Here is a 25,655-nt window from a genome sequence, read left to right on the forward strand (position 1 = left end):
AAGGCTGGGATGGGGGCAAGCGGCGCTTGCGAAGCCGCGGCGATGTGGAGGCCGCGAGCCCCCACCCCTGCCCTCCCCCGGGAGGGGAGGGAGAAATTCAAATTCATCAGGCGCGTCATGCAGCCGCCTCCTTCGCGATGCCCAGGTAGGCCTCCTGCACCACCGGCGAGGCGATCACCTCGGCCGGTTCGCCATCGGCCACCAGCGTGCCGTTGTGCAGCACGATGATGCGGTCCGCGAGTTCGCGCACCACGTCCATCTTGTGTTCGACCAGGAGGATGGTCTTGGTCTTGTCCTGCTTGAGCTTTCGGATCAGGTCGAGGATGACCGGCGCCTCGGCCGCGTTCATGCCGGCCGTGGGTTCGTCGAACATGAACACCTTGGGCTCCAGCGCCATGAGCAGCGCCACCTCGAGCTTGCGCTGGTCGCCGTGCGGCAGGCTCGCGACCGTCGCGTGTTCGCGCGACTTGAGCGCCACGTCCGCGAGGATCTGGTCCGCGCGCTCGGTCAGCGCCTTGTGGTCGCTCCAGATGCTCCAGAGGTTCAGGCCCCGCCTGTGCGCGCCCTCGCGCGTGGCCTGCACTGCCAGGCGCACGTTCTCCAGCACCGTGAGGTTGGGGAACAGGTTGGTGAGCTGGAAGGCCCGCCCCAGCCCCGCGTGCGTGCGCGCGGACGGCGACATGCCCGAGAGCGATTGCCCGTCGAGCGACACCGTGCCGGCGCTCGCCTTGAGCTGCCCCGAGATCAGGTTGAAGTAGGTGGTCTTGCCCGCCCCGTTGGGGCCGACGATGGCCGTCAGCGTGCCCGGCGCGAAGGCACAGCTCACGCTGTTGACGGCCACGTGCCCACCGAAGCGGATGGTCAGGTCTCGGGTCTCAAGCATCGTTGGTCATTGCAGAAAGAAAAGAGTGTCGATGTCGACCGGCCTCAACAGGTGCCGATCACGTAGTAGTTCGGGCCGGTCTGCTTCAGCGTGGTGGTCACGTAGATGTTCCACAGGCCCATGGCCTGTGCCGAGCCGTAGGCATATGTCAGGCCCCACAACGCATAGGCGCGCCCGGCCAGCGTGTGCGCATAGTTGCTCGCGGTGTAGCAGGTGCCGCCGGTGCCGCCCGAGGTGGTGGTGCCGGTGGCGGCCGTCGACATCGCGCCCTGCGCGTTGCTCGCGTCCAGCGCGGCCACGGTCCAGCTGTAGGTGGTGGATGCGGCCAGGCCGGTGTCGGTGTAGTTGGTGCCGGCCACGGGCGCAGCGTTGACCTTGCTGCCGCCGCGGTACACGTTGTAGCCCGTGGCGCCTGAGACGCCCGCCCAGCCGATCACCATGCTGCTGGCGGTCGCGCCCGAGGTGCCCACGCCGGTGGGCGCCGGCAGCGACGAGCCGCCGCCCGAGCTGGTCACGCGGTCGACCATGGCCTTCATCGCCGCCATCTGCGGGCCCGACTTCTTCGCGTAGTTCGCGCTGTCGTAGCCCCACCAGTCCCAGCAGCTGTTGGTGGCCGCGGTGCTGGTCTGCGGATAGATGAGCACGATGTTGTTGGTGTCGGCCCAGCGGTTGTAGCCGGTCTTCTTCACGTACTGGTCGCCCACGTCGGTGTAGTTCTGCTTGCAGCCGTGCAGCACCATGTGCACGCGGCACGAGGCGGTGGTGCAGGCCTGCGGCACGTAGATCCAGCCCGTGGCGGCGGCGCCGTGGCCGGTGATGAACTCCGACTGGTTGAACTCGGTGAAGGTGCCGCCCAGCGTGCCGTTGTTGCGCGGGTTCAGCGGACCGTACAGGTGCGTGAGGATCTCGCCCGCGAGGTCGAAGCCGCAGTTGTTGATGTAGGGCGAGGCCGTGGTGCTGCAAGCACCGCCGTAGTCGTCGGTGACCATCGCGTGGCCCGCGCCCAGGTTGTTCTTGTAGACCGTGTTGGCGGTCGGCACGAAGCTCTGGTAGTAGGTCTTCAGGTCGTCCATCACCGCCTGCTTGACGGTGTTGTCGGCGGTGCCGGAGAAGAGGTAGACCTTGGAACCGGTCATGTTCGACACCGGATCGATCGTGCCGCTCGCGGCCCAGCTGTTGGTCGTGCTCACGAGCGTGGACACCGGGATGCTGGTGCTGTGCGTCATGCAGCGCCCGGTTGCATTGAGCACCGAGCCTTCGGCGCAGTAGTACGGGCCGCCGGCTACGATGCCGGCGCCGCGCTTGAAGGTGGCCGAATAGGCCACGTGCAGTTGCACCGCCATGAAACCGCCGGCCGAGAGGCCCGACACGCTCACCTCCGCCGGGTTGGCGTTGAGCGCCGGCAGCGGCACCGCCGCCATCGCGGCATGCGCCGCCACCATCATTGCCGCAGCCGCGGCCAGTCCCTTCCAGTTCCTTCTCATCGCTTGCATCGCTGTCTCCTTGTGTTGTGGGTATCGAACGCTTGCTTGCAGACTGACGAATCGGCCGTGAATCGCGCCGGCCTCGCGCGGACGCAGGCTGGCGCTTCGCCCGGCGGCCATCCGGGGCGAAATGGGAGCGGCGCTTCTTTACGCGCCGCGCGGGGTCATGGGATCAGGGAACGATCGGCGCCGTGTCGATCAGCGCTTGTTCTTGATCGGGATGTCCATTTCCTCAGGCTTGATCTCGTGCACCAGCTCAGGCACGCCCCAGGCGAACGCCGGGTCGACCTTGATCTTGAAGTGGTACATCGACTGCATCGCCTGATGGTCTTCCTTGCGGAAGGTCATCTTGCCCTTGGGCGTGTCGAAGCTCATGCCTTCCATGGTGCTGATGAGCTTGTTGGTGTTGGTGTCACCGTTGGTTTTCTTGAGCGCCGTCACCACCGCCATCGCCGCCGAGAAACCGCCGGCGGTGAAGAAGTCCGGTGGCGTCTTGAACTGCTTGTAGTGCGCCGACACCATCGCTTCGTTCACCGGGTTCTTCGGGATGCCGAAGTAGTAGTACGCGGCGCCCTCCATGCCCGGCAGCGCCTTGTACGCGGCCATGGCCGGCAGGATGTTGCCGCCGGTGGCGATCTCGATGTTGTAGCGCTTCAAGTCGAGGTCGACGATCTTGAACGGGTTGCCCGCGCCGGCCCAGACGATCCAGATGATCTTGCGGCCCGGCTGGTCCTTCAGCTTGTCGATCAGGCGCTGCGCACCGGCGGTGAAGTCGGTGGTCGCGGGCGGCAGGTACTCCTCGTGCACCAGCTTCGCCTTCTTGAGCGCGGCGCCGAAGGCCTTCACTCCGTCGCGGCCGAAGGCGTTGTCCTGCGCGAGCGTGGCGACGGTCACGCCGGCCTTGTCGACCGCCACCGCGTTGGAGATCGCGTCCTGGCTCGAATTTCGTCCGGTGCGGAAGATGTACTTGTTCCACTTGTCGCCGGTGATCGAGTCGGCCACTGCCGGCTCGACCAGCAGGATCTTCTTGTATTCCTCGGCCACCGGCAGCATCGCGAGCGCCACGCCCGAAGCGGTCGGGCCGACGGCCAGCGCGGCCTTGTCATCCGAATACGCGGCGGCGAGCAGCGACTTGCCGAGGTCCGGCTTGCCCTGGTCGTCCTTCTCGATGACCACGAGCTTCTTGCCGTTGACCATCATCGTGCCGCCGGTGGCGTAGTCCAGGCCCATCGCGAAGCCGGTCTGGGTCTGCTTGCCATAGGCCTCCAGCGGACCGGTCTTGCTGTAGATGTGGGCGATGCGGATTTCGTTGGACTGGGCCCAGGCGGGGGCGGCAGCAGCGCAGGCGGAAAGCGCGGCCAGCGCGACGAGGTGGCGACGGATCATATTTATGTCTCCTGAAAGTGGTGACTGAATATTGCACAGTTCGTGCCACCCGCCCAACTCATTGATAACAAAGGTTTCTTCATTGGGAAGAAGCCTTTGGCGCCTGATTTCAGAACACTTGTAGTGTTTGAATTTCAGGCAATTGTCTTTTTATCAGTCAGGGTTTACTAGGAGCTTTGCGCGCCGCGATCCAGCGCTGGAATTCGCGCTCGGCCTGCATCCGGAATTCATTTCGCGTGTGGTTGCAGATGGCGTGGGCGAGGCGGCGATGCTTCTGGTTGCGCACGCCGCCCAGCGTCGAGTCGATGAGGTGCTCGATGGTCGCGGATTCGGGCCGGCCGTGCGGCTCGTTGAAGTCCATGGGGAGGCCGCACCAGTGGCAGTTGGGGCCGAAGGTGGAACGGAGGGCGCGGACGCTCATGACGATTGCCCCTGGCTCGTCATGCGCTCGTACAAGGTCGCGCGCGAAATGCCGAGCAGCCGCGAGGTCGCAAGCTTGTTGCCGCCCGTGCTGGCCATGGCGGCCGCGATCGCCTTGCGCTCCAGCTCGGCGACTTGCTGCGCCAACGGCCGCAGCAGCGCGGCTTCTTCGTCGCCATTCGCATGCGACAGGTCGGGCAGCTCGATCTGCTCCAGCCCCGCTTCCCGCAGGATGCGTTCGAGCTGCACGGCGTCGATGCGTTGCGAATCGCTGCGCATCGTCACCTGCTCCAGCACGTTGCGCAGTTCGCGGATGTTGCCGCGCCAGTGCTGGCCCGCGAGCAGCGCGAGCGCGTCGGGCGTGAGTTCGGGCGGCGCCTCGCCGCTGCGCAGCGCCATGTCTTCGCCCAGCGCCTCGACCAGCGCGGGAATATCGCTGCGCCGCTCCCGCAGCGGCGGCACGCGCAAGGGCAGCACGTTGAGGCGGTAATAAAGGTCTTCGCGGAACAGGCCACGCCTCACCAGCTCAGGCAGGTCGCGCGAGGTGGCGGCGATCACCCGCGCATCGAAGGGCACGAGCTTGTTGGAGCCCAGCGGCTCGATCTCGCCCTCCTGCAACGCGCGCAGCAGCTTGGCCTGCAGGCCGAGCGGCATGTCGCCGATCTCATCGAGAAAAAGGCTGCCGCCATCGGCCAGCTTGAACTTGCCTTCGCGCCCTCGCCTGTCGGCGCCGGTGAAGGCGCCGGGCGCGAAGCCGAAGAACTCGGCTTCGAGCAGCGTGTCGGGCACGGCCGCGATGTTGACGCTGACGAACATGCCCTTGGCGCGCGCCGACGACGCGTGGATCGCATGCGCCAGCAGTTCCTTGCCGGTGCCGGTCTCGCCCAGCAGCAGCACCGGGCTGGTCGACTGCGCCGCGCGGCGCGCATGGCGCTTCACTTCCACTGCGGCCGGGCTGCTGCCGATGAAGCTCGCGAAGGTGTACTTGGAGCGCCGCTGGCCGTCGGGCGCGTGCTGGTAGAGCGGGTTGTTGCGCTGGCTGGCCAGTTCGCGCCGCGCATCGTCGAGGTCGCGCTGCAGCAGCGCGAACTTGCTGATGAGCGGCTGCAGCGTGGTTTCGGGCTGGTCGAACAGCACGATGCCGATGGCGCCGATCACATCGCCCGCACCGCCTTCGGGACCGTCGCTCTCCGCACGCAGCGGAATGCGGCTGACCACGAAGGTGCCGGCCTTGTTGGTCAGCAGGTCCACAAGGATCGGCTCGCCGGTTTCGAGCACGCGGCGCATCTGCGTGTTGGGGATCACGTCCTCGACCATGTGCCCCATGAATTCGTCGATGGAGGAGAAGCCCAGCGCCGGCAGGAAGCGCCGGTAGCCCTCGTTGACCCACACGATGCGCCCGCTGCTGTCGACCAGGAACATGCCCTGGCTGATGCTGGAGAACAGGTGGAACATCGAGCGCGCGGCGAGCGCGAGGATGCCTTCGGCATCGAGGGGCAAGGCGGGGGGAGCAGGCATGGGCGGATCGTAACTGTGCATCGAAAGACAACAAATCCAGCGTCGATGCAGAGCCGGAAATGCCTGGAACGGCGCCGACGAAAAAAAGCCTTCAGCAACCCTTAAGTAAATCAATCGTTTGATTTCGTCCGTGGTTTAATGCCGGGCATGAACGCGAGGGACCCCATCATTTCCACGCCGCCTCGTGCGCCCCGTGCACCGCGCGCCGATGGCGCCGAGGCGCGCCATCGGCTGCTGCACACCGCGCTGCGGCTCTTCGCGCAAAAGGGTTTCGCCAAGACCTCCACCCGCGAGATCGCCCGCGAGGCCGGGGTCAACATCTCGGCCATCAGCTACTACTTCAGCGACAAGAACGGCCTGTACGGCGCCTGCTTCACCGAGCCGATGGGCGGCGACTCCGACGACCTGGTGGCGATCTTCAGCACGCCCGACCTCACGCTCGAAGAGGCGCTGCGCATCTGCTTCACCTCGGTGATCGAGCCGCTGAAACAGGGCGAGATCGTGCGGCAGTGCATCCAGCTGCACATGCGCGAGATGCTGGAGCCGACCAGCCAGTGGGCCAAGGAGATCGAGCGCGACATCAAGGGCCCGCACCGCGCCATCGTCGAGCTGCTGTGCCGCCACCTGAAGCTGGAGCGCGCCGACGACGACATCCATCGCCTGACGTTCGCGATCACGGGGCTGTCGATGCAGCTCTATGTGAACCAGGATTTCATCGAGGCGGTGCGCCCGTCGCTCCTGCGCACGCCGCGCAGCATCGACACCTGGGCCAACCGGCTCACCGTCTACGCGCTGGCGCTGGTGCAGGCCGAAGCCGCGCGCCGGCAGGCCCTGACCGCCGACGAGAAAGCCGCAGCAACCGCGCCTGCCGCCTCCCCGGCACGCGCCGCGAGAAAGAAGACATGAGACGACTCCGACCGATTGCCTCCCTCTGCCTCCCCCTGGCGCTGAGCCTCGCCCTCGTGGGCTGCGGCCTCACACGCCCGCCAGCCACGGTCGAGGCGCCCTTCCCTCCGCAATGGAATGCGCCCCTGCCCCATGGCGGCTCGCTCGCATCGCTGGCCGACTGGTGGCGCCAGCTCGACGATCCGCTGCTGGTCGAGCTGATCGCCGCGGCCGAAAACGCCAGCCCCAACCTCGCGAGCGCCGCGGCGCGCGTGGCCGAGGCGCGCTCCACGCGCGTGCAGGCCGGCGCGGCGCTGCTGCCCAGCCTGGACGGCACGGTATCGGCGAGCCGGGGCGTCTCGGGCTCGTCCTTCAGTGGGGGCGGCGCGAGTTCTTCTTCATCGAGCAGCAGCTCTGCCGCAGCGGCTACCGCACCGCTCACCACGCTGCAGGCCGGCCTGCAGTCGAAGTGGGAAATCGATCTCTTCGGCCGCCTGCGCGCCGACCGCGATTCGGCCCAGCAGAAGCTCGACAGCGCGACCGCCAAATGGCACGACGCGCGCGTGGCCGTCGCGGCGGAAACCGCCAACGCCTATTTCGCCGAGCGCGCCTGCCGGCAGCAGTTGCGCGTGTCCGAATCCAACGCCAAGTCGCGCAGCGAAACCTCGCGGCTCACCGACCTGTCGGCACGCGCCGGCTTCACCGCTCCGGCCGATGCGGCCCTCGCCCGCGCCAGTGCTTCGGACGCCTCGGGCCGCCTCACGCAGCAGCGCGCGCAGTGCGCGATCCAGCGCAAGGCGCTGGTGGCGCTCAGCGGCATCGACGAACCCACGCTCGCGCAGAAGCTCGCCGTCTCGCACACGCAGCGCGCGCTGGTGGTGATGGGCGGCATCGAGAGCGTGCCGGCGCAGGCGCTGTCGCAGCGGCCCGATGTGTACGCGGCCGAACTCGCCGTGGCATCGGCCAGCGCCGACGTGGGCTCGGCGGAGGCCGAGCGCTATCCCAAGCTCAGCATTTCGGGTTCCATCGGCCGCACGCAGATCCGCACCAGCGGTTTTCGCGAGTCGCTGGAGACCTGGACGGTCGGGCCGGTGTCGCTCACCGTGCCGCTGTTCGACTTCGGCGCGCGCACGGCCAACACCAATGCGGCCAAGGCGCGCTACGCCGAGGCCGTGTCGCTCTATCGCGCGAACGTGCGGCAGGCAGTGCGCGAGGTCGAAGAGGCGCTCGTCAACCTCGACGCCACCGAAGCCCGCACCACCGATGCCGACAGCGCGGTGAAGAACTACCAGGCCTCCTTCGACGCCACGCAGGCGCGCTACAGCAGCGGCCTGGCCAGCCTGTTCGAGCTGGAAGACTCGCGCCGCACCCTCTTCACCGCGCAGACCGCGCGCGTCACGCTGCAGCGCGAACGCGCCGAAGCCTGGGTTTCGCTGTACCGCTCGATGGGCGGCGGCTGGAACCGGACCGACCCGTCAATGACCTCTTCCTCGACCTCTACGGTTGCGACGTCACCATGAAAACAATGAAGCGTTCCACCCTCGTCATCGCGCTGCTGGCGCTCGTCATCGTTGTCATCGCGGCCGTGTGGCTCGTGCGCAGCAAGCCCTCGGGCACGCCCGCCGAACAGGCCGCGGCGGCCAAGGCCAAGGACGCCAAGGACGGCGCGCCAGGCCCCAAGCCCGCGCTCACCGTCACCGTCGCCAAGCCCGAAGCCACCGAGCTGACCGTCACGCTCGCGGCCAACGGCAACGTGGCCGCCTGGCAGGAGGCCGTGGTCGGCTCCGAGTCCAACGGCCTGCGGCTCGCCGAGGTGCGGGTGAACGTGGGCGATGTGGTCAAGAAGGGCCAGGTGCTCGCGGTCTTCTCGCCCGAGACGGTGCAGGCCGACATCGCCCAATCGCGCGCCTCGCTCGCCGAAGCCCGTGCCACGGCCGCCGATGCCGCCGGCAACGCCGCGCGCGCCCGCACGCTGCAGGCCACGGGTGCCCTCAGCCAGCAGCAGATCAACCAATACCAGACCACCGAGCAGACCGCCAAGGCGCGCGTCGAAGCCGCCGAGGCCGTGCTGGCCGCGCAGCAGGTGCGCGGGCGCAACACGCAGGTGCTGGCGCCGGACGACGGCGTGATTTCCGCACGCACCGCCACCGTGGGCAGCGTGGTCTCCGCCGGCACTGAACTGTTCCGCCTGATCCGCCAGGGGCCGCCTCGAATGGCGCGCCGAAGTCACCTCGGCCGAGCTCGCCCGCATCGCGGTCGGCACGCCCGCCTTCGTGGTCAGCGCCAGCGGTGCGCAGGTGCGCGGCAAGGTGCGCAGCATCGCGCCGACGGTCGATCCGCAGACGCGCGCGGCGCTGGTCTACGTCGATCTGCCCACTGTCCTGCAGAACACGGGTGTGAAGGCCGGCATGTTCGCGCGCGGCGACTTCGACCTCGGTCGCAGTTCGGCGCCCACGGTGCCGCAGGCTTCCATCGTTCCGCGCGACGGCTTCAACAACGTGTTCGTGCTCCAGCCCGACAACCGCGTCTCGCAGATCAAGGTGCAGATCGGCCGTCGGCTGAACGACCGCATCGAGATCACCAGCGCGCTACCCGAGGGCTCGCAGGTCGTGGTGCAAGGCGCGGGCTTCCTGAACGACGGCGACCTGGTGCGCGTGGTGGCGGCAACGCCGCCGGCTGCGGCCCCTGCCCTGGCACCAGCGGCAGCCCAGCCGGCGAAGCCAGCGGCCTCCGCCTCGGTCGCCAAGTAAGACAAACAAGGACACGCTCATGAACGTTTCCGCCTGGTCCATACGCAACCCGATTCCGGCGGTGATGCTGTTCGTGCTGCTCACTTTTGGTGGGCTGCTGTCGTTCAACGCGATGAAGGTGCAGAACTTTCCGGACATCGATCTGCCGACCGTCACGGTCTCGGCGTTGCTGCCCGGTGCCGCCCCTTCGCAGCTTGAAACCGACGTCGCGCGCAAGCTCGAGAACTCCATCGCCACCGTGCAGGGTTTGAAGCACATCACCACCAAGGTGCAGGACGGCGCCGCCACGCTGATCGTCGAGTTCCGCCTCGAGAAGCCCGTGCAGGAAGCCGTGGACGACGTGCGCTCCGCGGTGCAGCGCGTGCGCGCCGACCTGCCGGCCGACGTGCGCGACCCGGTGGTCACCAAGCTCGACCTGGCGGGCCAGCCGGTGCTGGCCTTCACCATCGCCTCCTCGCAGATGGACGCCGAGGCGCTCAGCTGGTACGTGGACAACGACGTCACCAAGAAGCTGCTCGCGCTGCCCGGCGTGGGCGCGGTGAATCGCGTGGGCGGCGTCACGCGCCAGGTGCACATCGACCTGGACCCCGGCAAGCTGCAGGCGCTGGGCGCCTCGGCCGCCGACATCTCACGCCAGCTGCGCCAGGTGCAGGTCGAGAGCGCGGGCGGCCGCTTCGACCTGGGTGGCAGCGAGCAGCCGGTGCGCACGCTCGCCACCGTGCAGTCGGCCGACCAGTTGAACGACATCCAGATCGTGCTGTCCGACGGCCGCCGCGTGCGGCTCGATCAGGTGGCGCGCATCAGCGACACCATCGCCGAGCCGCGCTCGGGCGCCTTGCTCAACGGCAAGCCGGTGGTGGGCTTCGAAGTGGCCCGCAGCCGCGGCGCCAGCGAAGTGGAAGTGGGCCACGCGATACAGAAGGCGCTGGCCGAGATGCGTGCGCAGCGCCCCGACATCGAACTGACCGAAGCCTTCAACTTCGTCGACCCGGTGGAAGAGGAATACAACGGCTCGCTGCACCTGCTGTACGAAGGCGCCATCCTGGCGGTGATCGTGGTGTGGCTCTTCTTGCGCGACTGGCGCGCCACTTTTGTCTCGGCGGTGGCGCTGCCGATGTCGGTGATTCCGGCGTTCATCGGCATGTTCGTGCTGGGCTTCTCGGTCAACGTCATCTCGCTGCTCGCGCTCTCGCTGGTGGTCGGGATATTGGTGGACGACGCGATCGTGGAGGTCGAGAACATCGTGCGCCATTTGCGCATGGGCAAGACGCCCTACCAGGCGGCGATGGAGGCGGCCGACGAAATCGGCCTGGCGGTGATCGCCACCACCTTCACGCTGATCGCCGTGTTTCTCCCCACCGCCTTCATGAGCGGCGTGGCCGGCAAGTTCTTCAAGCAGTTCGGCTGGACCGCGTCGCTCGCGGTGTTCGCCTCGCTGGTGGTCGCGCGGGTGCTCACGCCGATGATGGCGGCCTACATCCTGAAGCCCATCGTCGGTGAAGAAAAAGAACCCGGCTGGCTGCGCTGGTACATGCGCGCGGTGGCGTGGAGCACGCACAACCGCTTCAAGACGATGGTGCTGGCCACCCTCTTCTTCTTCGGCTCGCTCGCGATGATTCCGCTGCTCAAGACCGGCTTCATTCCGCCGGACGACAACTCGCAGACGCAGATCTACCTGTCGCTCGCGCCGGGCTCCACGCTCGCGCAGACCACGGCCGCGGCCGAGGAAACGCGCAACCGCGTGATGAAGATCGACCACGTGAAGAGCGTCTACACGACGGTGGCCGGCGGCAGCGCGGGCGGCGACCCGTTCGCGAGCTTCGGCACGCCCGAGACGCGCAAGGCCACGCTCACCATCAAGCTGGACGAGCGCGGTGACAGGCCGAGGAAGCAGGTGATCGAGGGCCAGATCCGCACCGCCCTGGAAACCCTGCCCGGCGTGCGCAGCACCGTGGGCCTGGGCGGCTCGGGCGAGAAGTACATCCTGGCGCTCACCGGCGAAGACCCGGTGGCGCTGGCCTCCGCGGCCAGCGCGGTCGAGAAGGACCTGCGCACCATCCACGGCCTGGGCAACATCACCTCCACCGCCAGCTTGATCCGCCCCGAAATCGCCGTGCGCCCCGACTTCGCGCGCGCCGCCGACCTGGGCGTGACCAGCGCCGCCATTGCCGAGACGCTGCGCGTGGCCACGCTGGGCGACTACGACCAGTCGCTCGCCAAGCTCAACCTCGCGCAGCGGCAGGTGCCGATCGTGGTGAAGCTGGAAGACTCGGCCCGCAAGGACCTCGACCTGCTCGGCCGCCTCTCTGTGCCGGGCGCACGCGGCCCCGTCATGCTGAGCCAGGTGGCCTCGCTCACGATGGAAGGCGGCCCGGCCGTCATCGACCGCTACGACCGCTCGCGCAACGTCAACTTCGAGATCGAACTCTCCAGCGTGGGCCTGGGCGATGCGAAGACCGCGGTGATGAACCTCCCCTCGATCCAGAAGCTGCCGCCCGGCGTGCGCGTGACCGAGGTGGGCGATGCGGAAGTGATGACCGAACTCTTCGCGAGCTTCGGCCTCGCGATGCTCACGGGCGTGCTGTGCATCTACATCGTGCTGGTGCTGCTGTTCAAGGACTTCCTGCACCCGGTGACCATCTTGTGCGCGCTGCCGCTCGCGCTGGGTGGCGCGTTCGTGGGCTTGCTGATCGGGCAGAAGGCGCTCTCGATGCCGTCGCTCATCGGGCTCATCATGCTGATGGGCATCGCGACGAAGAACTCGATTCTTCTGGTGGAGTACGCCATCGTGGCGCGCCGCGACCACGGCATGAGCCGCTGGGACGCGCTGCGCGATGCCTGCCACAAGCGGGCGCGGCCCATCATCATGACCACGCTCGCGATGGGCGCGGGCATGCTGCCGATTGCCGTGGGCTTCGGCGCCGCCGACTCCAGCTTCCGCTCGCCGATGGCGATGGCGGTGATCGGCGGTCTGATCACCTCGACCGTGCTGAGCCTCCTGGTGGTGCCGGCGGTGTTCACCTACATCGACGACATCGAGCACTGGATACGGCGCACCGTGCGCAAGCTGCGCGGGCAGCCGGCCGATCCACACATCGACGACGACCTGCGAGAAAACCCGGCCGACGACAGCGGCACACCGGCCCGGACCAGCGCCTGACAACCCCGAGCCGAGCGACCGACCCATGAGCGTCTTCTCTGCCTGGCCGTACATCGTGCTCATGGGGGTGGTGCTCGTCGCGCTGGCCCTGCCGGTGTTCCGCGCCGCCGACGAGCCGCTGTCGCGCGACCAGCGCACCACAACGCTCGACGGGCTGCGCGGCTTTCTTGCGCTGAGCGTCTTCGTGCACCACCTGATGGTGACCCACGGCTACCTCGCGAACGGCGTGTGGACCTTTCCACCGACGGGCTTCCCCACGCAGCTCGGGCAGGTCGGCGTGGGGGTCTTCTTCATGATCACGGGCTTCCTGTTCTGGGGCAAATTGCTGGACACCCAGGGCCGGCCCGACTGGCGCAGCCTCTACATCGGCCGGCTCTGGCGCATCGGGCCGATGTACCTGGTGGCGGTCGGGCTGATGCTCTTCGTCGTCGCCTGCAAAACCGGGTTCGCGCTCAAGGAGCCGGTCTGGTCGGTGCTGAGCGGTTCGCTGCAATGGCTGGCACTAGGCATCGTTCCGACGCAGCCCGACGTCAACGGCTACGAAGGGACCCGGTTCATCCTCGCGGGCGTGACCTGGACGGTCTTCGTGGAGTGGCTGTTCTACGGATCGCTCTGGCTGATGGCGCCGCTCGCGCGCCACGGGCGCACGCCGCGCTTCGTCGGCGGGGCCTTGCTGGTGTGCCTGCTGGCGTTGGCGTTCGCGGCGCTTCAGTCGGCCGGTGTTTCACCTTCGCACCCCACGCTGGCGCTGGTGATCGGCGCCTTGCTGTGGGTGCTGGCGTCGTTCCTCATGGGCATGCTGTCGGCCTGGCTGGTGCGGCACGAAGGCGCGAGCCGACTGCTTGCTTCGCGCCTGCCGGCTGGTGCGGCTTCGCTGCTTGCCGTGGCCTGCACGGGCGCCGTGCTCTTCGGGTTCCCGCACATGGCCGGTCCCGTGCAGGTCGTGCTGCTCTGGGTCTTTTTCCACCTGGTCTGCGACGGCAGCACGCTCTACGGCCTGCTGGCCCTGCGCGCGGCGCGGCGCATGAGCACGGCGAGCTACAGCATCTACCTGCTGCAGGGCATCGCGCTGACCGCAGTCTTCGCTGTGCCGTCGGTGCGAAGTTTCGCGATGGCCGGCGCGCTGCAGTACTGGCTGGTCGGCACCCTCTGCGCGCTGCTGCTCGTGGCGGCCTCGGTGGTCAGCTACCGGTTCGTGGAAAAGCCGGGCATTGCGCAAGGCAAGCGTGCGCGATCAGGCTTGCGCCGCCTGCCCGCCGCGCAAGCCGCCCGCTCCTGAACGGCACGGATCACGCAGTCGCAGCGCGCCGCGCCGGTGTGGCAAAGGTCGCATCGAGCCAGTCGCCGATGCGCGCCATCGCCAGGCGCTGCGCCCCCGCATGGCAATGCGCGCCGGCGCCCAGCGTGTCGTCGAGTGCGAGAAAAGTCTTCGGGCAGGTCAGGTGCGCGTACAGCATCTCGGGCTGGCCCTTGAAGAACATGTCGTTGGCGGCTGAGCACACCAGCGTCGGGCACTGGATGCGCTCGGCCACGCCGTCGGCCACGTGGTAGTCGAGCAGCGTCGAGAGATAACCGCGTGCCGTGCCCTTGCCGGTGACCCAGGCGCCGTGGCCGAAAGCCCAGCGCGCCTGCGCGTCGTGCGCGGCCATCTGCGCGAGCGCCTTGTCGATGTCGGGTGCCGACGGCGCCGTGAGAACGCGGCGGGCCACCTCGCGCTGGCCGCCGAACATGGGGAGCGTCTTCGCGCCCATGTCGTAGATGCCGTCCAGTGCGACCAGCGCGCGGATGCGCGGCTCGAACGCCGCCGCACGCGGTGCCAGCACGCCGCCCAGGCTGTTGCCCAGCAATGCGACGCGCTCTGCATCGACATCAGGCCGCGCCAGCACATGGTCGAGCACCGGACCGACCACGCGCTCCCAGTCGGGGCGCAGCACCAGGCCTTCGCGGTGCATCGGACCGGGCTGGCCGGGACCGTCGAAGCTCAGCACGTTGTAGCCGCGCTCGGCCAGCGCGGCGGCGGCGACGTAGTGCATCTCTTCCACCGAGCCGTCGAAGCCGTTGTGCATGACCACGGTCGGCCGGCGTTTCGCGCCCTTTCCGGCGGCGCGATAGAAGTAGCCCGGCAGGCTCGTGCCCTCGTAGCGGATGCGCACCGGCTCGATCGCGCCGTCGGTGAGCCGCACGGCCGCGCGGAAGCACTCGACGCTGCGGTCGTAGGCCGCATTGATGCGCGCATCGGCTGGGTTGCCGTGCAGGAAGAACTCCGCGCTGCGGTAGTAGTTGGAAGCGCGAAAGAACGCATCGCGCGCGCTGACGTTGTGACCGGCGGCCAGGCTTTGCTGCGCCTCTGCGGCCACCCGGTCGGCGGTGAGGCGCCATTCGTCGTGCCAGCTGTCGTAGTCGCCGCCGCGGATGCGCTGGGCGGTCATCACCACTTCGCCGAAATCTGCGCCGCCGTAGGCGATGTGGCCGAAGGAGCGCAGCGTCTCGTACCAGAAGGTCTCGTCTTTCTCGAAGAGGAAGGGCTTCAGGCCCAACACAGCGGGCGCGGGCGATGCGGCGGCCACCGGGCTTGCTTCTTGGGCCTTCACGCCCAGGGCGACGGCACCCGCGGCAGCGAGGATCGAGCGGGCGAAATGACGGCGTTCCATGGTGAGTTCCTTTCGTTGCCTTTCGGGCGGTGAAGACAACGGCGTCTTCTGGTGCCGGACTCTAGGAACGCGCGCCGCGCGGCGCATCCGCCGTGCGACGAAACGCATCGGACACGGCGCGAACGGCAGCCAAGGCGCGTCGGCGGCTGCCCTTCGATCGTGGCGCCTCGGTCACCCGAACGAAAAAAAGCCGCGGGGCCTGGGCGCCGCGGCTTTTCGGGAAAGAAGGAATGAAGGTCAGGCGTCGAGTTGCGCCAGCCGCTTCAACTTGCGTTCGCTCATGCGCTTGGCCAGGCGCGGCAGCACCAGCACGGCGACCACGACGATCACCAGCGCAATCGACATCGGACGCTGGAAGAACACCGCCGCACTGCCTTCGCCGATCGACATGGCGTTGCGCAGCTGCGCTTCGGCAAGCGGGCCGAGGATCATGCCGACCACCACGGGCGCGGTCGGGAAATCGAAGCGCCGCATCACCACGCCCAGGAGGCCGATGCCGTAAAGCAGAAACAGGTCGAATGCGCTCTGGCGCATGCCGTAGGCCCCCACCGTCGCGAAGATCAGGATGCCGGCGTAGAGCTGCGGCTTCGGGATCTTCAGGAGCTTGACCCACAGGCCCACCATCGGCAGGTTCAGCACCAGCAGCATCACGTTGCCGATGTAGAGCGAGGCGATCAGCGCCCACACCAGCGCGGCCGAGGTGGTGAAGAGCTGCGGACCCGGCTGGATGCCGTAGTTCTGGAACGCGCCCAGCAGGATGGCGGTGGTGTTCGAGGTCGGGATGCCCAGCGTGAGCAGCGGAATCAGCGCGGCCGTCACCGTGGCGTTGTTGGCGGCCTCGGGGCCGGCCACGCCTTCGATGGCGCCGGTGGTGCCGAACTCGGCCTTGGCGTCCTTGTCCTTGGCGAGCTTCTTTTCCATCGCATAGCTCAGGAAGGTCGGGATCTCGGTGCCGCCGGCCGGGATGCAGCCGAAGGGCGTGCCGATGGCGGTGCCGCGCAGCCACGCGGGGATCGAGCGCTTCCAGTCGCGCTTGCTCATGTGCACGCGGCTCAGCTTGTTCTGGCCCTCGACCACCTTGCCCTCGTAGAGCACGGCGTAGAGCACTTCGGCCACCGCGAAGAGGCCGACCGCGACCAGCACGATCTCGATGCCGTCGAGCAGCTCGGGCACGCCGCCGGTGTAGCGACCCTGGCCCGAAATCTGGTCCAGGCCCACGCAGCCCGCGGCGAGACCGACGAACAGCGCCGTCATGCCGCGCAGCGTGCTCTTGCCGAGCACCGCGCTCACCGTGGTGAAGGCCAGCAGCATCAACAGGAAATACTCGGGCGGCCCGAGCTTGACCGCGAACTCGGCCACGAACGGCGCGAACAGCGTGACGATGACGGTGGCGATGGTGCCGGCCACGAAGGAGCCGATGGCAGCGGTGGCGAGCGCCGCGCCCGCCCGGCCGCTCTTGGCCATCTTGTTGCCCTCCATCGCGGTCACCATGCTGGCGGTTTCGCCGGGCGTGTTCAGCAAGATCGAGGTGGTCGAGCCGCCGTACATGGCGCCGTAATAGATGCCCGAGAAGAAGATCATCGAGGCCGTGATGTCGACCTTGCCGGTGATCGGCAGCAGCATGGCCACCGCCACCGCCGGGCCGATGCCGGGCAGCACGCCCACGGCCGTGCCCAGGGCACAGCCGACCAGGCACCAGAGCAGATTGACGGGCGTGATGGCGGCGCCGAAGCCCGCCATGAGTGCGTTGAAGATTTCCATGTCAGAGCCACCCAGTGGAAGTGAGGCCGGGCAGGTTGATGGCCAGGAACTGCGTGAACATCCAGAACACCGGGGCGGCGATGAGCACGCCGGTGACGAAATCGATGACCCAGGTGCGCGGCGCGTTCACGCCGGCCTGCCCGCTCGCGCGGCGCAAGCCCTGCACCGCCAGCAGGTAGCACAGCGTGCAGCTCAGGATGAAGCCCAGCGTGGTGATGAGCGCCGCGTTGAGCAGCAGCCCCGCCGAGACCCAGACGAAGCCGGGCCAGTAGGCGCGGTCGGCGCCGGTGGGCGGATCGAGCTCGCGAAAGCCGCCGGTGCGCGCTTCCCAGAGGATCCAGGCGCCGCAGAGCACGAGCACCACGGACACCAGCCAGGGCAGGAAGTTGGGGCCGACGCCGCCGTAGCCGGCTTCGGAGGAGATGCCGATGGCACCGAAGGCGAGGGCCAGGCCGGTGAGCAGGACGCCCGCGCCGACGAGGGTTTGCGGCCAGACTGCCGCTTGAGCCGCTGCTTGCGCCCCCGCGTCAGGCGGCGAGACCGAGGAATCTGGAGTTGTCATTTTTGCTCCCGGAATGTGGTGCTGGATTTGAAAACGGCACGCTGTCGTCTCTTGCGAGGACAGCGTGCCATTCGGCAGGCATTGGTGTGCCGGGGGTCAGACCATGCCGGACTTGGTCATGATCGCGCGGAGGCTCGCGAAATCGTCGTCGACGAACTTGGCGAAGGCTTCGCCCGACAGCACGGCCGGCGTCCAGTCGTTCTTCTTGAGCGACTCGGCCCACGACGAGCTCTTCATGGCAGCCAGCACCATGTCGGTCAGCGCCTTGCGCTGCTCGGCCGAGATGCCGGGCGCGCCGTACACGCCGCGCCAGTTGCCGATTTCCACGTCGATGCCCTGCTCCTTGAGCGTGGGCACGTTGATGCCGGGCAGGCGCTGCGCCGAGGTGACGGCAATCGCCTTCATCTTGCCGGCGGCGATGTATTCGGCGAATTCGCTGTAGCCGCTGCCGCCGACCGTGACGTTGCCGCCCAGGATGGCGGCGGTGGCCTCGCCGCCTCCTCGGAAGGCGACGTAGTTGATCTTGGAAGGATCGGCGCCGACCTTCTGCGCGATCATGGCCGCGGCGATGTGCTCGGTGGAGCCGCGCGAACCGCCGCCCCACTTGACGCTGCCCGGGTCCTTCTTGAGCTGGTCGACCACGTCCTTCATGGTCTTCAGGGGCGAGTTGGCCGGCAGCACGAACACGTTGTATTCGGTGGTCAGGCGCGCGATGGGCGTGGCCTGCTCCAGCTTGACTGGCGGCTTGCCGGTGATGATGCCGCCCAGCATGACCGAGCCCATGACCATCAGCGCGTTGGCATCGCCCTTGGAGCCGTTCACGAACTGGGCCAGGCCCAGGGCGCCGGCGGCGCCGCCCTTGTTGTCGTAGGTGACGGTGTCGGCCACCTTGGCGTCGCTCAGGGCCTTGCCCAATGCGCGGCCGGTGGTGTCCCAGCCACCGCCCGGGTTGGCGGGGATCATCATCTTGACGTTGGCTGCGGCACGTGCCGAGAGCGGCAATGCGCCGGCGGCGGCCAGGGCGGCCAGGGACTTCAAAAAGGTATCGCGACGCATCGTGGTTGTCTCCAGGGGCTGAAAGGAAAGTGGCAGGAACCTGACTCGGACCTGAGCCGCTATCATGCGCCGCCCCGCTGTCAGTTGGCTGTCCGCCAGACTGGGGAAAACACCAAAGTATCCAATCAGCCCTCCCCCGTATGAAGCTGCTGCTGGTCGAAGACGATCCCTCGATGCAAATCACGCTGCAGCGCACGCTGGGCCGCCGCCGCATCGATGTGCGCGTGTGCGGCGATGGGGCCGAGGCGGTGGCGCAATGGCGCGCCATCGAGCCCGACGTGGTGGCGCTCGACCTGAGCCTGCCCAACCTCGACGGCCTGCAGGTGCTGGCGCAGGCCCGCGCCGAAGGGCTGCGCACGCCGGTGCTGCTGCTCACGGCCCGCGGCACGGTGGGCGACCGCATCGTGGGCCTCAATGCCGGCGCCGACGACTACCTGCCCAAGCCCTTCGACCTGGACGAGCTGGAAGCCCGCATCCGCGCGCTGCGCCGGCGCAGCCAGAGCGCCGGTCCCGACACGGGCCTGAACCCGCAGGAGATCGGCGGCCTGCGCTTCGAGCCCGACAACGGCGCCATCTACAACCGCGCCGACCTCCTGGAGCTCACGCCGCGCGAACTGGCGCTCATGAAGGCGCTGATGATGAAGCCGGGCCACGCGGTCACGAAGGAGCGCCTGTTCGAGCTGGTGTTCCCCGGCGAGACCGACGTGCAGTACGAAGCCATCGAGGTGGTGGTGTATCGCCTGCGCAAGAAGCTCGTGGGCACGGGCGCGGTGCTGATGACGATGCGCGGCCTCGGTTATCTGCTGCGGCCCGAGACATGAAGGCCGCATGAAGAAAGTGTCTTCGCTGCGCGCGCGGCTGCTGTTCGGCATCCTCGCGCCGGTGGCGGTGTTCATCGTGATCAACAGCGTGAGCCTGTACCGCCAGAGCCTCGCGGCCGCCACCACCGCCTACGACCGCACGCTGCTCGCCTCAGCCAAGACCATCGGCGAACAGCTCGACGTGGAGGGCTACGACGAGAAGGCGCAGTTGCGCGCGATCGTGCCCTACTCCGCGCTCGAAGCCTTCGAGGCCGACAACCGCAGCCGGCTCTTCTATCGCGTGTCCGCGCTCGACGGCGAGCTGATCTCCGGCTTCGTCGAACTGCCGTTCTGGCGCGGGCGCATTCCGGACCGCAGCGCATATGCGGCGCTGGTCGATTTCTACGATGCGCAGTTCCGGGAGCAGCCCGTGCGCGTCGCGGTGCTGCTGCAGCCGGTGGCCAGCGCGCGCGGCCGCGGCATGGCGGTGGTGCAGGTGGCCGAAACGCTCGAGCTGCGCGAGACGCTGGTGCGCAAGCTGCTGCTCGACACGCTCTGGCGCCAGTTGCTGTTGATGGGCGTCATCGCGGGCGTCACGGTGTTCGTGGTGCATCGCGCCACGCGCTCGGTGCGCGAGCTGGGCGAAGCGATAGAAGAGCGGCCGGCCGACGACCTCTCCCCTATCGATGCGCCCGACGCGCCGCGCGAACTGCGCCCCTTGATCGACGCCACCACCGAGGTGATGGGCCGGCTGCAGCGGCTGCTCGATCACCAGAAGCGCTTCGTGCGCGACAGCGCCCACCAGTTGCGCACCCCGCTCGCTGTGCTCAAGGCGCAGGTGCAGTCGGCGCGCCGCGGCGACGTGGCGCCCGATCAGGCCTTCGGCGAGATCAGCCAGACCGTCGAGCGCGCCACGATGCTGGCCAACCAAATGCTCTCGCTCGCGAAGGTGGAGCAACTGCGGCAGCAGCCCGAGTCGGTGACGCTGGACCTTGGCGACGTGGTGCGCGGCATTGCGCTCGACCTCTCGCCGCTGGTCGCCGACAAGGCGCTCGATTTCGAACTGGCCATCGACGAACCGGTGGCCGTGCGCGCGCACCAGTGGATGCTGCAGGAGCTCACGCGCAACCTGCTGCACAACGCGATCAAGCAGAGCCCGCAGGGCGCGGCGCTGTCGGTGATCGTGCGCGCCGACGGCGACCATGCCGTGCTCACCGTGCGCGACGAAGGGCCGGGCATTTCGCCTGAACTGCGGCAGCGGCTCTTTGCGCCCTTCTCCGCCGGGAGCACCTCGAGCGGCTCGGGGCTGGGCCTGGCGATCTGCCGCGAGATCGTGCTGGCGCTGGATGGGCGCATCGATCTGGACAACCGCACCGCGCAGGACAACACCGCACGCGTGGTCGGGCTGGATGCTGTCGTGCGCCTTCCGCTCTGGCGGCAGAATTAAATTCCCACTTATGGAACCCATGGAACGTCTGCGCATCGACAAATGGCTCTGGGCCGCCCGCTTCTTCAAGACGCGCTCGTTGGCCGCGGAGGAAATCGGCAAGAACCGGGTGCAGGTGAACGGCGATGTCGCCAAGGCCTCGCGCGAGGTGAAGGCCGGCGACACCGTGACGATGCGGCTGGGCGTGCAGACGCGGACCGTGACGGTGCGCGGCATCAGCGGCCAGCGCGGGCCGGCGCCCGTCGCCCAATTGCTCTACGAGGAAACGGCCGAGAGCATTGCCGCGCAGGCGGCCATCAGGGAACAGCGCCGCATGGGCAGTGAGCCGGCCCTCGCCATCGAACAGGGCCGACCGACCAAGCGCGACCGGCGCGACCTCGACGGCGCGGTGCGCCACGCCGAATGGGACAACCGCTGGAGCGCCTCGATCGACCCGGAAGACACAGAGCGCTGATCGCGTACGCTGTCAGCTTTCCTTCTTCAAGGGGTTCCGGTTCATGGCCAGCTTCAAGAAATACCGCGTCGGCAACAAGTTCAAGCTCTCGCAGATCGACCCTGGCGACACCGCCTTCTGCGAAGGCAACGAGGCCGCGCAACGCGAGGAAATCGACGCCCTGGCCGTCGAACTCGACGAACTGCAGAACCTGCTGCACGCCGAAGGAAAGCGCAAGGTGCTGCTGGTGCTGCAAGGCATGGACACCAGCGGCAAGGACGGCACGGTGCGCTGGGTGTTCTCGCGCACCTCCCCGCTCGGCGTGCGCGTGGCGGCCTTCAAGGCACCGACCGAGGAAGAACGGGCGCGCGACTACCTCTGGCGCTGCCACGCCGTCGTGCCGCGCATCGGCGAGATCGCGGTATGGAACCGCAGCCACTACGAAGACGTGCTGGTGCCGGTGGTCGAAGGCTGGATCGACAAGGCCGAGACCAAGCGCCGCTACGCGCAGATCAACGACTTCGAGCGGCTCTTGACCGAGACCGGCACGGCGGTCGTCAAGTGCATGCTGCACATCGACAAGGACGAGCAGCGCGAGCGCCTGCAGGCCCGCATCGACACGCCCGGCAAGCAGTGGAAGTTCAGCATGGGCGACCTGGAGGTGCGCACGAAGTGGCCCGCTTACCAGCGCGCCTACGAGAGCGCGCTGTCGGCGACCTCGAGCGAGCACGCGCCCTGGTATGTGATTCCCGCCAACAGCAAGCGGCACCGCAACCTGATGATTGCGCAGCTGCTGGTGAAGACGCTGCGGCAGATGAAGTTCAAGGCCCCGGCGCCCGATCCGGCGCTCAAGGGAATGATCGTCAAGTAAGACGGGGTGCCGTTGGTTGCAGCGGCGTCGTGCTGCCGCAACGTGTTGTTTGTAAAGTGCTCGCCGGCCTACGAGGCGGAGCAGCTCTGCAAACTAAGGTTCATGGGTACCTGCTTCAGGTGCACTCATCAACCGAAGGACTCCAACATGAAAAAGATACTCTTCGTTCTCGCCGCCTGCGTGCTCTCGAGCGCGGCCCTCGCACAACCGGCGCCCCGCCACGGACCGGGCTACGACCGCCCGCACGCAGCGCCGCATCACCGCAAGCACAAGGTCTGGGTGCCGGCCCACCGCGAACATGGCCGCCGCGTGCCGGGACATTACGTCTGGCGTTGAAGCCAAAAAAGAAGCCGGCATGAAAGCCGGCTTTTTTCTGTTTGGCCTGAACGAACTCAGGAGCGGCGGACCGGCGACTGCGCCAGCACGCGGCACTTGCCGAATTCGCAGCGCACCGCCCAAATGCCGCCGTTTTCGCAAGGCACGTTGTACGACTCGAAGCCCGGGCCCTTGGCCGTGAGTTCGGCGCGCGGCTGCACGTTGCAGCGGCCGGCCTTGGCGAGCGATTCGACGTTGTACGTATCGACGCCGGTGCGGCGCGGCTTGGCGGCGACGACCGGATCGAAGGTGTGGCCGTAGAAGGTGTCGCGCACGTCGGGGTCGAGGTTGCGATAGCCGCGCTTGGCCATGCAGTGGACGATCGCGATCTCTTGATGCTCGGCCATCAGTTCCGAGGTCGGGCGGCCGTTCCAGTCGATGACGGCAGCGCTGATGCCGGTGTACGAAGCAGCGGCCACGATGCCCTGGCCGTGCACAGTGATGAGGCCGAGGCCCAGCGCGAGCCACATGGCATCGCCGGTCTCGCTGCGCGCGGTGATGCGGGTGGCTGCGGTGCGGCATGCCTGCACGTCGTTGTCGTAGCGCACCTTGTCGACACCTTCCATGGCGACCATGGGCACGTAGGTGAGTCCGGACCCGGTGCCGGGTTCGGTCGGCACCAGCGGCGCCCTGGCGGTGCAGCCCATCAGGGCCACAGCGGCGAACGCAATGCTCAGCAACAGCTTCATGGGTTTTCCCTCGTCCTCTTTCGCGGTAGTTCCGCGGATTTAACCATACATATAGTTACTCTTGAATCGACTTGTCGCGAATGCACGACGACCGGCGAGACGGCATGCGACCATGCGTTCCCGCTCCCGGCGGGCCGCAAATCAAAGTACCTACACCCCTGCATGAAGCTCCTCCCGATCGTCGCCCTGCTGTTGCTTTTCGACAGCGCCTCCATCGCCGTCGCGCAGACCACGCCGGTGGACCTGCTCAGGAAGAACGGCTGCATGGCCTGCCATGGGCTCGTCCACAAGCAGGTCGGCCCGGGGTTCGCGCAGATCGCGGAGCGCTATCGCAACGATCCGGAGGCGCCACCGCGGCTGGCCGAGAAGATCCGCAACGGCAGTGTCGGCGCATGGGGCCGGGTCATCATGCCGCGGCAAAGCCTGGTCTCGGAGGCCGACTCGCGGGTGCTGGCGACCTGGGTGCTTTCGCAGCCGTCGGTGGCGAAGAGATAAAGCCCGAAGCAGCGCCGGGCACTCGGCTCAAGCAGCCCGCACGGACTTTTCGACATCGACCTTGCGCTGAAGCGGAAGCCACAGCGTGAAGCGCGTTCCGCCGCTGCCGGACTCCCAGTTCACCGTTCCGCCGAACGCCATGGCGCGCTGCTGCTGGTTGCGCAGCCCCCGGCCGCTTCGCTGCAGGGCCTCCTGCACGTCGAACCCCGCGCCGTTGTCCTCGATCACCACCGAGACGCCCTCGCCCGCCGTCGCGGTGCTGAAGCTGATGATGCTGGCCCGCGTGTGGCGCAGCACGTTGGCGATGCACTCCTGCATGATCCGCAGGATGTGCAGCGCGCTCCCCGGGTCCAGCCAGGGCAGCGCGGGCACGGGCTGCACCTCCCAGCGCAGTGCGACGCCGGCGCTCTCGATGCGCGGCGCCAGGCGAAAGCGCAGGGTGGCGAGCAGCAGCAGCAGGTCGGCGTCCACGCTCTCCATGGAGTCGATGGCCAGCTTCAGGTCGTCCATGCAGCCCCTGAGCACTTCGGATATCTCGGTGTCGCTCATGGCGCCCCGCTCCACCGAACGGATGGCGCTGATCAGCGACGAGCCCAGCCCGTCGTGCATGTCCTGCATCAGCCGCCGGCGCTCGGCATCGAGCATCTGCTGGTTCTCGATCACGCGCAGCCGCTGGTAGCTCTGCTCCAGCTCGGCCTCGCGCGCCTGCAGGCGCTGGGCCAGCCCCTTGTTCAGCCGTGCCACCTCGGCAAACGCACCGGTGTACCGCTCGAACATGATGTAAGAGAAGACGAAGAAGAGGCTGATGATCGCGTAGGGCGAGGTGTACACGCTCTCCGGGCTCACCAGGTTGTTCTGCAGCAGCCCGTCGTAGGAGGTGAACGTGAGCGCGAAGACAGTCCACCCCGCCACCAGTCGGCCTTCGGGCAGCTTGGCGCGCAATGCCTTGCGCAGGTTCACCGCAAAGATCAGCACGGCGACCGGCAGCACCATCAGGTTGAGCAGCGGCGTGACGAGGTAGAGGCTCGCGATGGACGGCGACAGGTGCGGCAGCGTGGCGATGCTGCAGGCCGTCGCCAGCGTCACCGACACGCGGGTCAGCCAGGGCGAAGGCTGCTGGTGCAGGCGCTCCAGGAAGAGGTGGATCGCGACGATCAGCCAGATCAGCGAAGACACCGTCATCCACTCGAACAACTCGTCGGAAACCGGAAAGTAGTTGCCGCCGACGTAGTAGTGAAGCGTCCGCAGGAAGGCCAATGCCGAGATGGCGAAGAACAGCAGGTAGAGCGACTCGCGCCGCTTGCCCAGGTACACCGCGAGGGCGAAGGCACCCACCGCCAGGAACGCCGCGCTGCCCATGGCCGGCACCTGAACCTGGAGCAGTTGGCGGACCTGGTAGCGCCAGTTCAGCGAGGCCTCGTCGCCCACCCACACGGTCGAGAAGCCGCTGCCGCTGCTGCGCAGGCGGTCGACGCGGATCAGCACGGACGTCGGGGAAGGCGTGCCGGCCGTCGCATTCAGCGGCAGCAGCAGCGGATGGTTGTAGCCGTTGTGAATCGGGCTGCCATGCGACTGGTAGAGCAGCACGCCGTCGCCGTACACCGCGATGTGGCCGAGCGTCTTCCAGCGCGGCAGGTAGAGAAAGAGAAGGCGCTGCTGTTCAGAAGGCGCCGTGCCGGCCAGGTCGATGCGATACCAGTCGGTGATGGTGCGCACGCCGCCCAACGGCGTGGGAACCAGCTCGCGCTCGGCCGTGTGCGGAAGGCTGACCTCCCTCCATCCCTCGGCCGGAAGGTCGACATCTTCGATCTGCCGCGGAGGCTCGGAATAGCCCGTGCCGGGAACGGACAGCAACTCGGCGTGCGTGATGTGCACCGCGCCCTCGGGCGGCGAGCCGACAGCCGCCGCATTGGCGAGCGGCAACACGGCCAGGCACAACATCGCGATCCAGCGGCCCAGTCCGGTGCGGCGGTCGGAGGCGGCGGGCGACGTGTGCATTAGTTAACAATTATGTCTCCCGGCCCGCACA

21 protein-coding genes and 1 pseudogene are annotated in these 25,655 nt (G+C 67.8%); 11 read left to right on the top strand and 11 right to left on the bottom strand.

Features of this window, described 5'->3' with window-relative positions; translation table 11 throughout:
- Positions 1-115: 115 nt before the first annotated feature.
- From QFZ83_RS14950 to QFZ83_RS14970, 5 genes are all read right to left on the bottom strand, one after another.
- A complete protein-coding gene (locus QFZ83_RS14950; RefSeq protein ID WP_206178912.1) occupies positions 116-883 on the bottom strand; it encodes an ABC transporter ATP-binding protein in 768 nt (255 codons plus the stop codon).
- A gap of 44 nt (positions 884-927) precedes the next feature.
- Complete coding sequence (locus QFZ83_RS14955) at positions 928-2,376, bottom strand: PHB depolymerase family esterase (RefSeq protein ID WP_307507669.1); 1,449 nt, start codon at positions 2,374-2,376, stop codon at positions 928-930.
- 189 nt (positions 2,377-2,565) lie between these two features.
- Positions 2,566-3,753, bottom strand: coding sequence for a substrate-binding domain-containing protein (locus QFZ83_RS14960; RefSeq protein WP_307507672.1), 1,188 nt, complete (start codon positions 3,751-3,753; stop codon positions 2,566-2,568).
- Between the two features lie 157 nt (positions 3,754-3,910).
- Positions 3,911-4,174: a hypothetical protein gene (locus tag QFZ83_RS14965; protein ID WP_307507675.1), complete on the bottom strand. Its 264-nt coding sequence runs from the start codon at positions 4,172-4,174 to the stop codon at positions 3,911-3,913.
- Positions 4,171-5,691 (bottom strand): sigma-54-dependent Fis family transcriptional regulator, encoded by a 1,521-nt coding sequence (locus QFZ83_RS14970; protein ID WP_307507676.1) that lies wholly within the window; start codon positions 5,689-5,691, stop codon positions 4,171-4,173. Before QFZ83_RS14970 ends, QFZ83_RS14965 begins: the two co-directional genes overlap by 4 nt.
- Positions 5,692-5,829: 138 nt before the next feature.
- On the opposite strand from QFZ83_RS14970, the gene QFZ83_RS14975 reads away from it, so the two are divergent.
- The 5 genes and pseudogenes from QFZ83_RS14975 to QFZ83_RS14995 all read left to right on the top strand — a co-directional run bounded on the left by QFZ83_RS14975 (position 5,830) and on the right by QFZ83_RS14995 (position 13,765).
- The gene (locus QFZ83_RS14975; RefSeq protein WP_013541860.1) at positions 5,830-6,597 is read left to right on the top strand and encodes a TetR/AcrR family transcriptional regulator; all 768 of its coding nucleotides are present in this window, start codon (positions 5,830-5,832) and stop codon (positions 6,595-6,597) included.
- The gene (locus QFZ83_RS14980) at positions 6,594-8,096 is read left to right on the top strand and encodes an efflux transporter outer membrane subunit (RefSeq protein ID WP_307507681.1); all 1,503 of its coding nucleotides are present in this window, start codon (positions 6,594-6,596) and stop codon (positions 8,094-8,096) included. The genes QFZ83_RS14975 and QFZ83_RS14980 overlap by 4 nt, the downstream gene beginning before the upstream one ends.
- A pseudogene (locus tag QFZ83_RS14985) lies at positions 8,093-9,326 on the top strand (efflux RND transporter periplasmic adaptor subunit). The gene QFZ83_RS14980 and the pseudogene QFZ83_RS14985 overlap by 4 nt, the downstream one beginning before the upstream one ends.
- 19 nt (positions 9,327-9,345) lie before the next feature.
- Entirely contained in the window at positions 9,346-12,486 is a 3,141-nt protein-coding gene (locus QFZ83_RS14990) for an efflux RND transporter permease subunit (protein WP_307507684.1), read from the top strand.
- A 25-nt stretch (positions 12,487-12,511) separates the two neighbouring features.
- Positions 12,512-13,765 carry an acyltransferase gene (locus QFZ83_RS14995; RefSeq protein ID WP_307507686.1) on the top strand — a complete coding sequence of 418 codons (1,254 nt, stop codon included), beginning with the start codon at positions 12,512-12,514 and terminating at the stop codon, positions 13,763-13,765.
- A 10-nt stretch (positions 13,766-13,775) separates the two neighbouring features.
- On the opposite strand, the gene QFZ83_RS15000 is transcribed toward QFZ83_RS14995, so the two are convergent.
- The 4 genes from QFZ83_RS15000 to QFZ83_RS15015 form a co-directional block, all read right to left on the bottom strand.
- Positions 13,776-15,137 (bottom strand): alpha/beta fold hydrolase, encoded by a 1,362-nt coding sequence (locus QFZ83_RS15000; protein ID WP_307507689.1) that lies wholly within the window; start codon positions 15,135-15,137, stop codon positions 13,776-13,778.
- Positions 15,138-15,374: 237 nt separating this feature from the next.
- Positions 15,375-16,898 carry a tripartite tricarboxylate transporter permease gene (locus QFZ83_RS15005; RefSeq protein ID WP_306876826.1) on the bottom strand — a complete coding sequence of 508 codons (1,524 nt, stop codon included), beginning with the start codon at positions 16,896-16,898 and terminating at the stop codon, positions 15,375-15,377.
- 1 nt (position 16,899) lies between these two features.
- On the bottom strand, positions 16,900-17,460 hold the full coding sequence (locus QFZ83_RS15010; RefSeq protein ID WP_307507692.1) for a tripartite tricarboxylate transporter TctB family protein: 561 nt from the start codon (positions 17,458-17,460) through the stop codon (positions 16,900-16,902).
- A gap of 96 nt (positions 17,461-17,556) precedes the next feature.
- On the bottom strand, positions 17,557-18,516 hold the full coding sequence (locus tag QFZ83_RS15015; RefSeq protein ID WP_013541867.1) for a tripartite tricarboxylate transporter substrate binding protein: 960 nt from the start codon (positions 18,514-18,516) through the stop codon (positions 17,557-17,559).
- A 140-nt stretch (positions 18,517-18,656) separates the two neighbouring features.
- On the opposite strand from QFZ83_RS15015, the gene QFZ83_RS15020 reads away from it, so the two are divergent.
- The 5 genes from QFZ83_RS15020 to QFZ83_RS15040 all read left to right on the top strand — a co-directional run bounded on the left by QFZ83_RS15020 (position 18,657) and on the right by QFZ83_RS15040 (position 22,403).
- Positions 18,657-19,337: a response regulator transcription factor gene (locus tag QFZ83_RS15020; protein ID WP_013541868.1), complete on the top strand. Its 681-nt coding sequence runs from the start codon at positions 18,657-18,659 to the stop codon at positions 19,335-19,337.
- A 7-nt stretch (positions 19,338-19,344) separates the two neighbouring features.
- Positions 19,345-20,763 carry a sensor histidine kinase gene (locus tag QFZ83_RS15025; RefSeq protein ID WP_307507698.1) on the top strand — a complete coding sequence of 473 codons (1,419 nt, stop codon included), beginning with the start codon at positions 19,345-19,347 and terminating at the stop codon, positions 20,761-20,763.
- 19 nt (positions 20,764-20,782) lie between these two features.
- The gene (locus tag QFZ83_RS15030; RefSeq protein WP_307507701.1) at positions 20,783-21,217 is read left to right on the top strand and encodes an RNA-binding S4 domain-containing protein; all 435 of its coding nucleotides are present in this window, start codon (positions 20,783-20,785) and stop codon (positions 21,215-21,217) included.
- A gap of 43 nt (positions 21,218-21,260) precedes the next feature.
- Positions 21,261-22,067: a PPK2 family polyphosphate kinase gene (locus tag QFZ83_RS15035; protein WP_307507704.1), complete on the top strand. Its 807-nt coding sequence runs from the start codon at positions 21,261-21,263 to the stop codon at positions 22,065-22,067.
- A 147-nt stretch (positions 22,068-22,214) separates the two neighbouring features.
- Entirely contained in the window at positions 22,215-22,403 is a 189-nt protein-coding gene (locus QFZ83_RS15040) for a hypothetical protein (protein ID WP_052810687.1), read from the top strand.
- Positions 22,404-22,459: 56 nt separating this feature from the next.
- Here QFZ83_RS15040 and QFZ83_RS15045 read toward each other — a convergent pair whose 3' ends face one another.
- Positions 22,460-23,131: a hypothetical protein gene (locus QFZ83_RS15045; RefSeq protein WP_013541873.1), complete on the bottom strand. Its 672-nt coding sequence runs from the start codon at positions 23,129-23,131 to the stop codon at positions 22,460-22,462.
- Between the two features lie 162 nt (positions 23,132-23,293).
- Between QFZ83_RS15045 and QFZ83_RS15050 the strand changes: the two genes are divergently transcribed.
- Positions 23,294-23,626, top strand: coding sequence for a c-type cytochrome (locus QFZ83_RS15050; RefSeq protein WP_307507708.1), 333 nt, complete (start codon positions 23,294-23,296; stop codon positions 23,624-23,626).
- Between the two features lie 27 nt (positions 23,627-23,653).
- On the opposite strand, the gene QFZ83_RS15055 is transcribed toward QFZ83_RS15050, so the two are convergent.
- The gene (locus QFZ83_RS15055; protein ID WP_307507710.1) at positions 23,654-25,624 is read right to left on the bottom strand and encodes an ATP-binding protein; all 1,971 of its coding nucleotides are present in this window, start codon (positions 25,622-25,624) and stop codon (positions 23,654-23,656) included.
- Positions 25,625-25,655: the final 31 nt, after the last annotated feature.

It is taken from the genome of Variovorax sp. W1I1, assembly GCF_030815625.1.
Classification (GTDB): Bacteria; Pseudomonadota; Gammaproteobacteria; order Burkholderiales; family Burkholderiaceae_C; genus Variovorax; species Variovorax paradoxus_C.

Coding starts and splice junctions, on each gene's coding strand:
- QFZ83_RS14950 (WP_206178912.1), bottom strand. CDS start 883: ATGCTTGAGACCCGAGACCTGACCATCCGCTTCGGTGGGCACGTGGCC.
- QFZ83_RS15020 (WP_013541868.1), top strand. CDS start 18,657: ATGAAGCTGCTGCTGGTCGAAGACGATCCCTCGATGCAAATCACGCTG.
- QFZ83_RS15030 (WP_307507701.1), top strand. CDS start 20,783: ATGGAACGTCTGCGCATCGACAAATGGCTCTGGGCCGCCCGCTTCTTC.
- QFZ83_RS14960 (WP_307507672.1), bottom strand. CDS start 3,753: ATGATCCGTCGCCACCTCGTCGCGCTGGCCGCGCTTTCCGCCTGCGCT.
- QFZ83_RS14990 (WP_307507684.1), top strand. CDS start 9,346: ATGAACGTTTCCGCCTGGTCCATACGCAACCCGATTCCGGCGGTGATG.
- QFZ83_RS15000 (WP_307507689.1), bottom strand. CDS start 15,137: ATGGAACGCCGTCATTTCGCCCGCTCGATCCTCGCTGCCGCGGGTGCC.
- QFZ83_RS14975 (WP_013541860.1), top strand. CDS start 5,830: ATGCCGGGCATGAACGCGAGGGACCCCATCATTTCCACGCCGCCTCGT.
- QFZ83_RS15010 (WP_307507692.1), bottom strand. CDS start 17,460: ATGACAACTCCAGATTCCTCGGTCTCGCCGCCTGACGCGGGGGCGCAA.
- QFZ83_RS15055 (WP_307507710.1), bottom strand. CDS start 25,624: ATGCACACGTCGCCCGCCGCCTCCGACCGCCGCACCGGACTGGGCCGC.
- QFZ83_RS14980 (WP_307507681.1), top strand. CDS start 6,594: ATGAGACGACTCCGACCGATTGCCTCCCTCTGCCTCCCCCTGGCGCTG.
- QFZ83_RS15040 (WP_052810687.1), top strand. CDS start 22,215: ATGAAAAAGATACTCTTCGTTCTCGCCGCCTGCGTGCTCTCGAGCGCG.
- QFZ83_RS15015 (WP_013541867.1), bottom strand. CDS start 18,516: ATGCGTCGCGATACCTTTTTGAAGTCCCTGGCCGCCCTGGCCGCCGCC.
- QFZ83_RS15035 (WP_307507704.1), top strand. CDS start 21,261: ATGGCCAGCTTCAAGAAATACCGCGTCGGCAACAAGTTCAAGCTCTCG.
- QFZ83_RS15050 (WP_307507708.1), top strand. CDS start 23,294: ATGAAGCTCCTCCCGATCGTCGCCCTGCTGTTGCTTTTCGACAGCGCC.
- QFZ83_RS14995 (WP_307507686.1), top strand. CDS start 12,512: ATGAGCGTCTTCTCTGCCTGGCCGTACATCGTGCTCATGGGGGTGGTG.
- QFZ83_RS14955 (WP_307507669.1), bottom strand. CDS start 2,376: ATGCAAGCGATGAGAAGGAACTGGAAGGGACTGGCCGCGGCTGCGGCA.
- QFZ83_RS15025 (WP_307507698.1), top strand. CDS start 19,345: ATGAAGAAAGTGTCTTCGCTGCGCGCGCGGCTGCTGTTCGGCATCCTC.
- QFZ83_RS14965 (WP_307507675.1), bottom strand. CDS start 4,174: ATGAGCGTCCGCGCCCTCCGTTCCACCTTCGGCCCCAACTGCCACTGG.
- QFZ83_RS14970 (WP_307507676.1), bottom strand. CDS start 5,691: ATGCCTGCTCCCCCCGCCTTGCCCCTCGATGCCGAAGGCATCCTCGCG.
- QFZ83_RS15045 (WP_013541873.1), bottom strand. CDS start 23,131: ATGAAGCTGTTGCTGAGCATTGCGTTCGCCGCTGTGGCCCTGATGGGC.
- QFZ83_RS15005 (WP_306876826.1), bottom strand. CDS start 16,898: ATGGAAATCTTCAACGCACTCATGGCGGGCTTCGGCGCCGCCATCACG.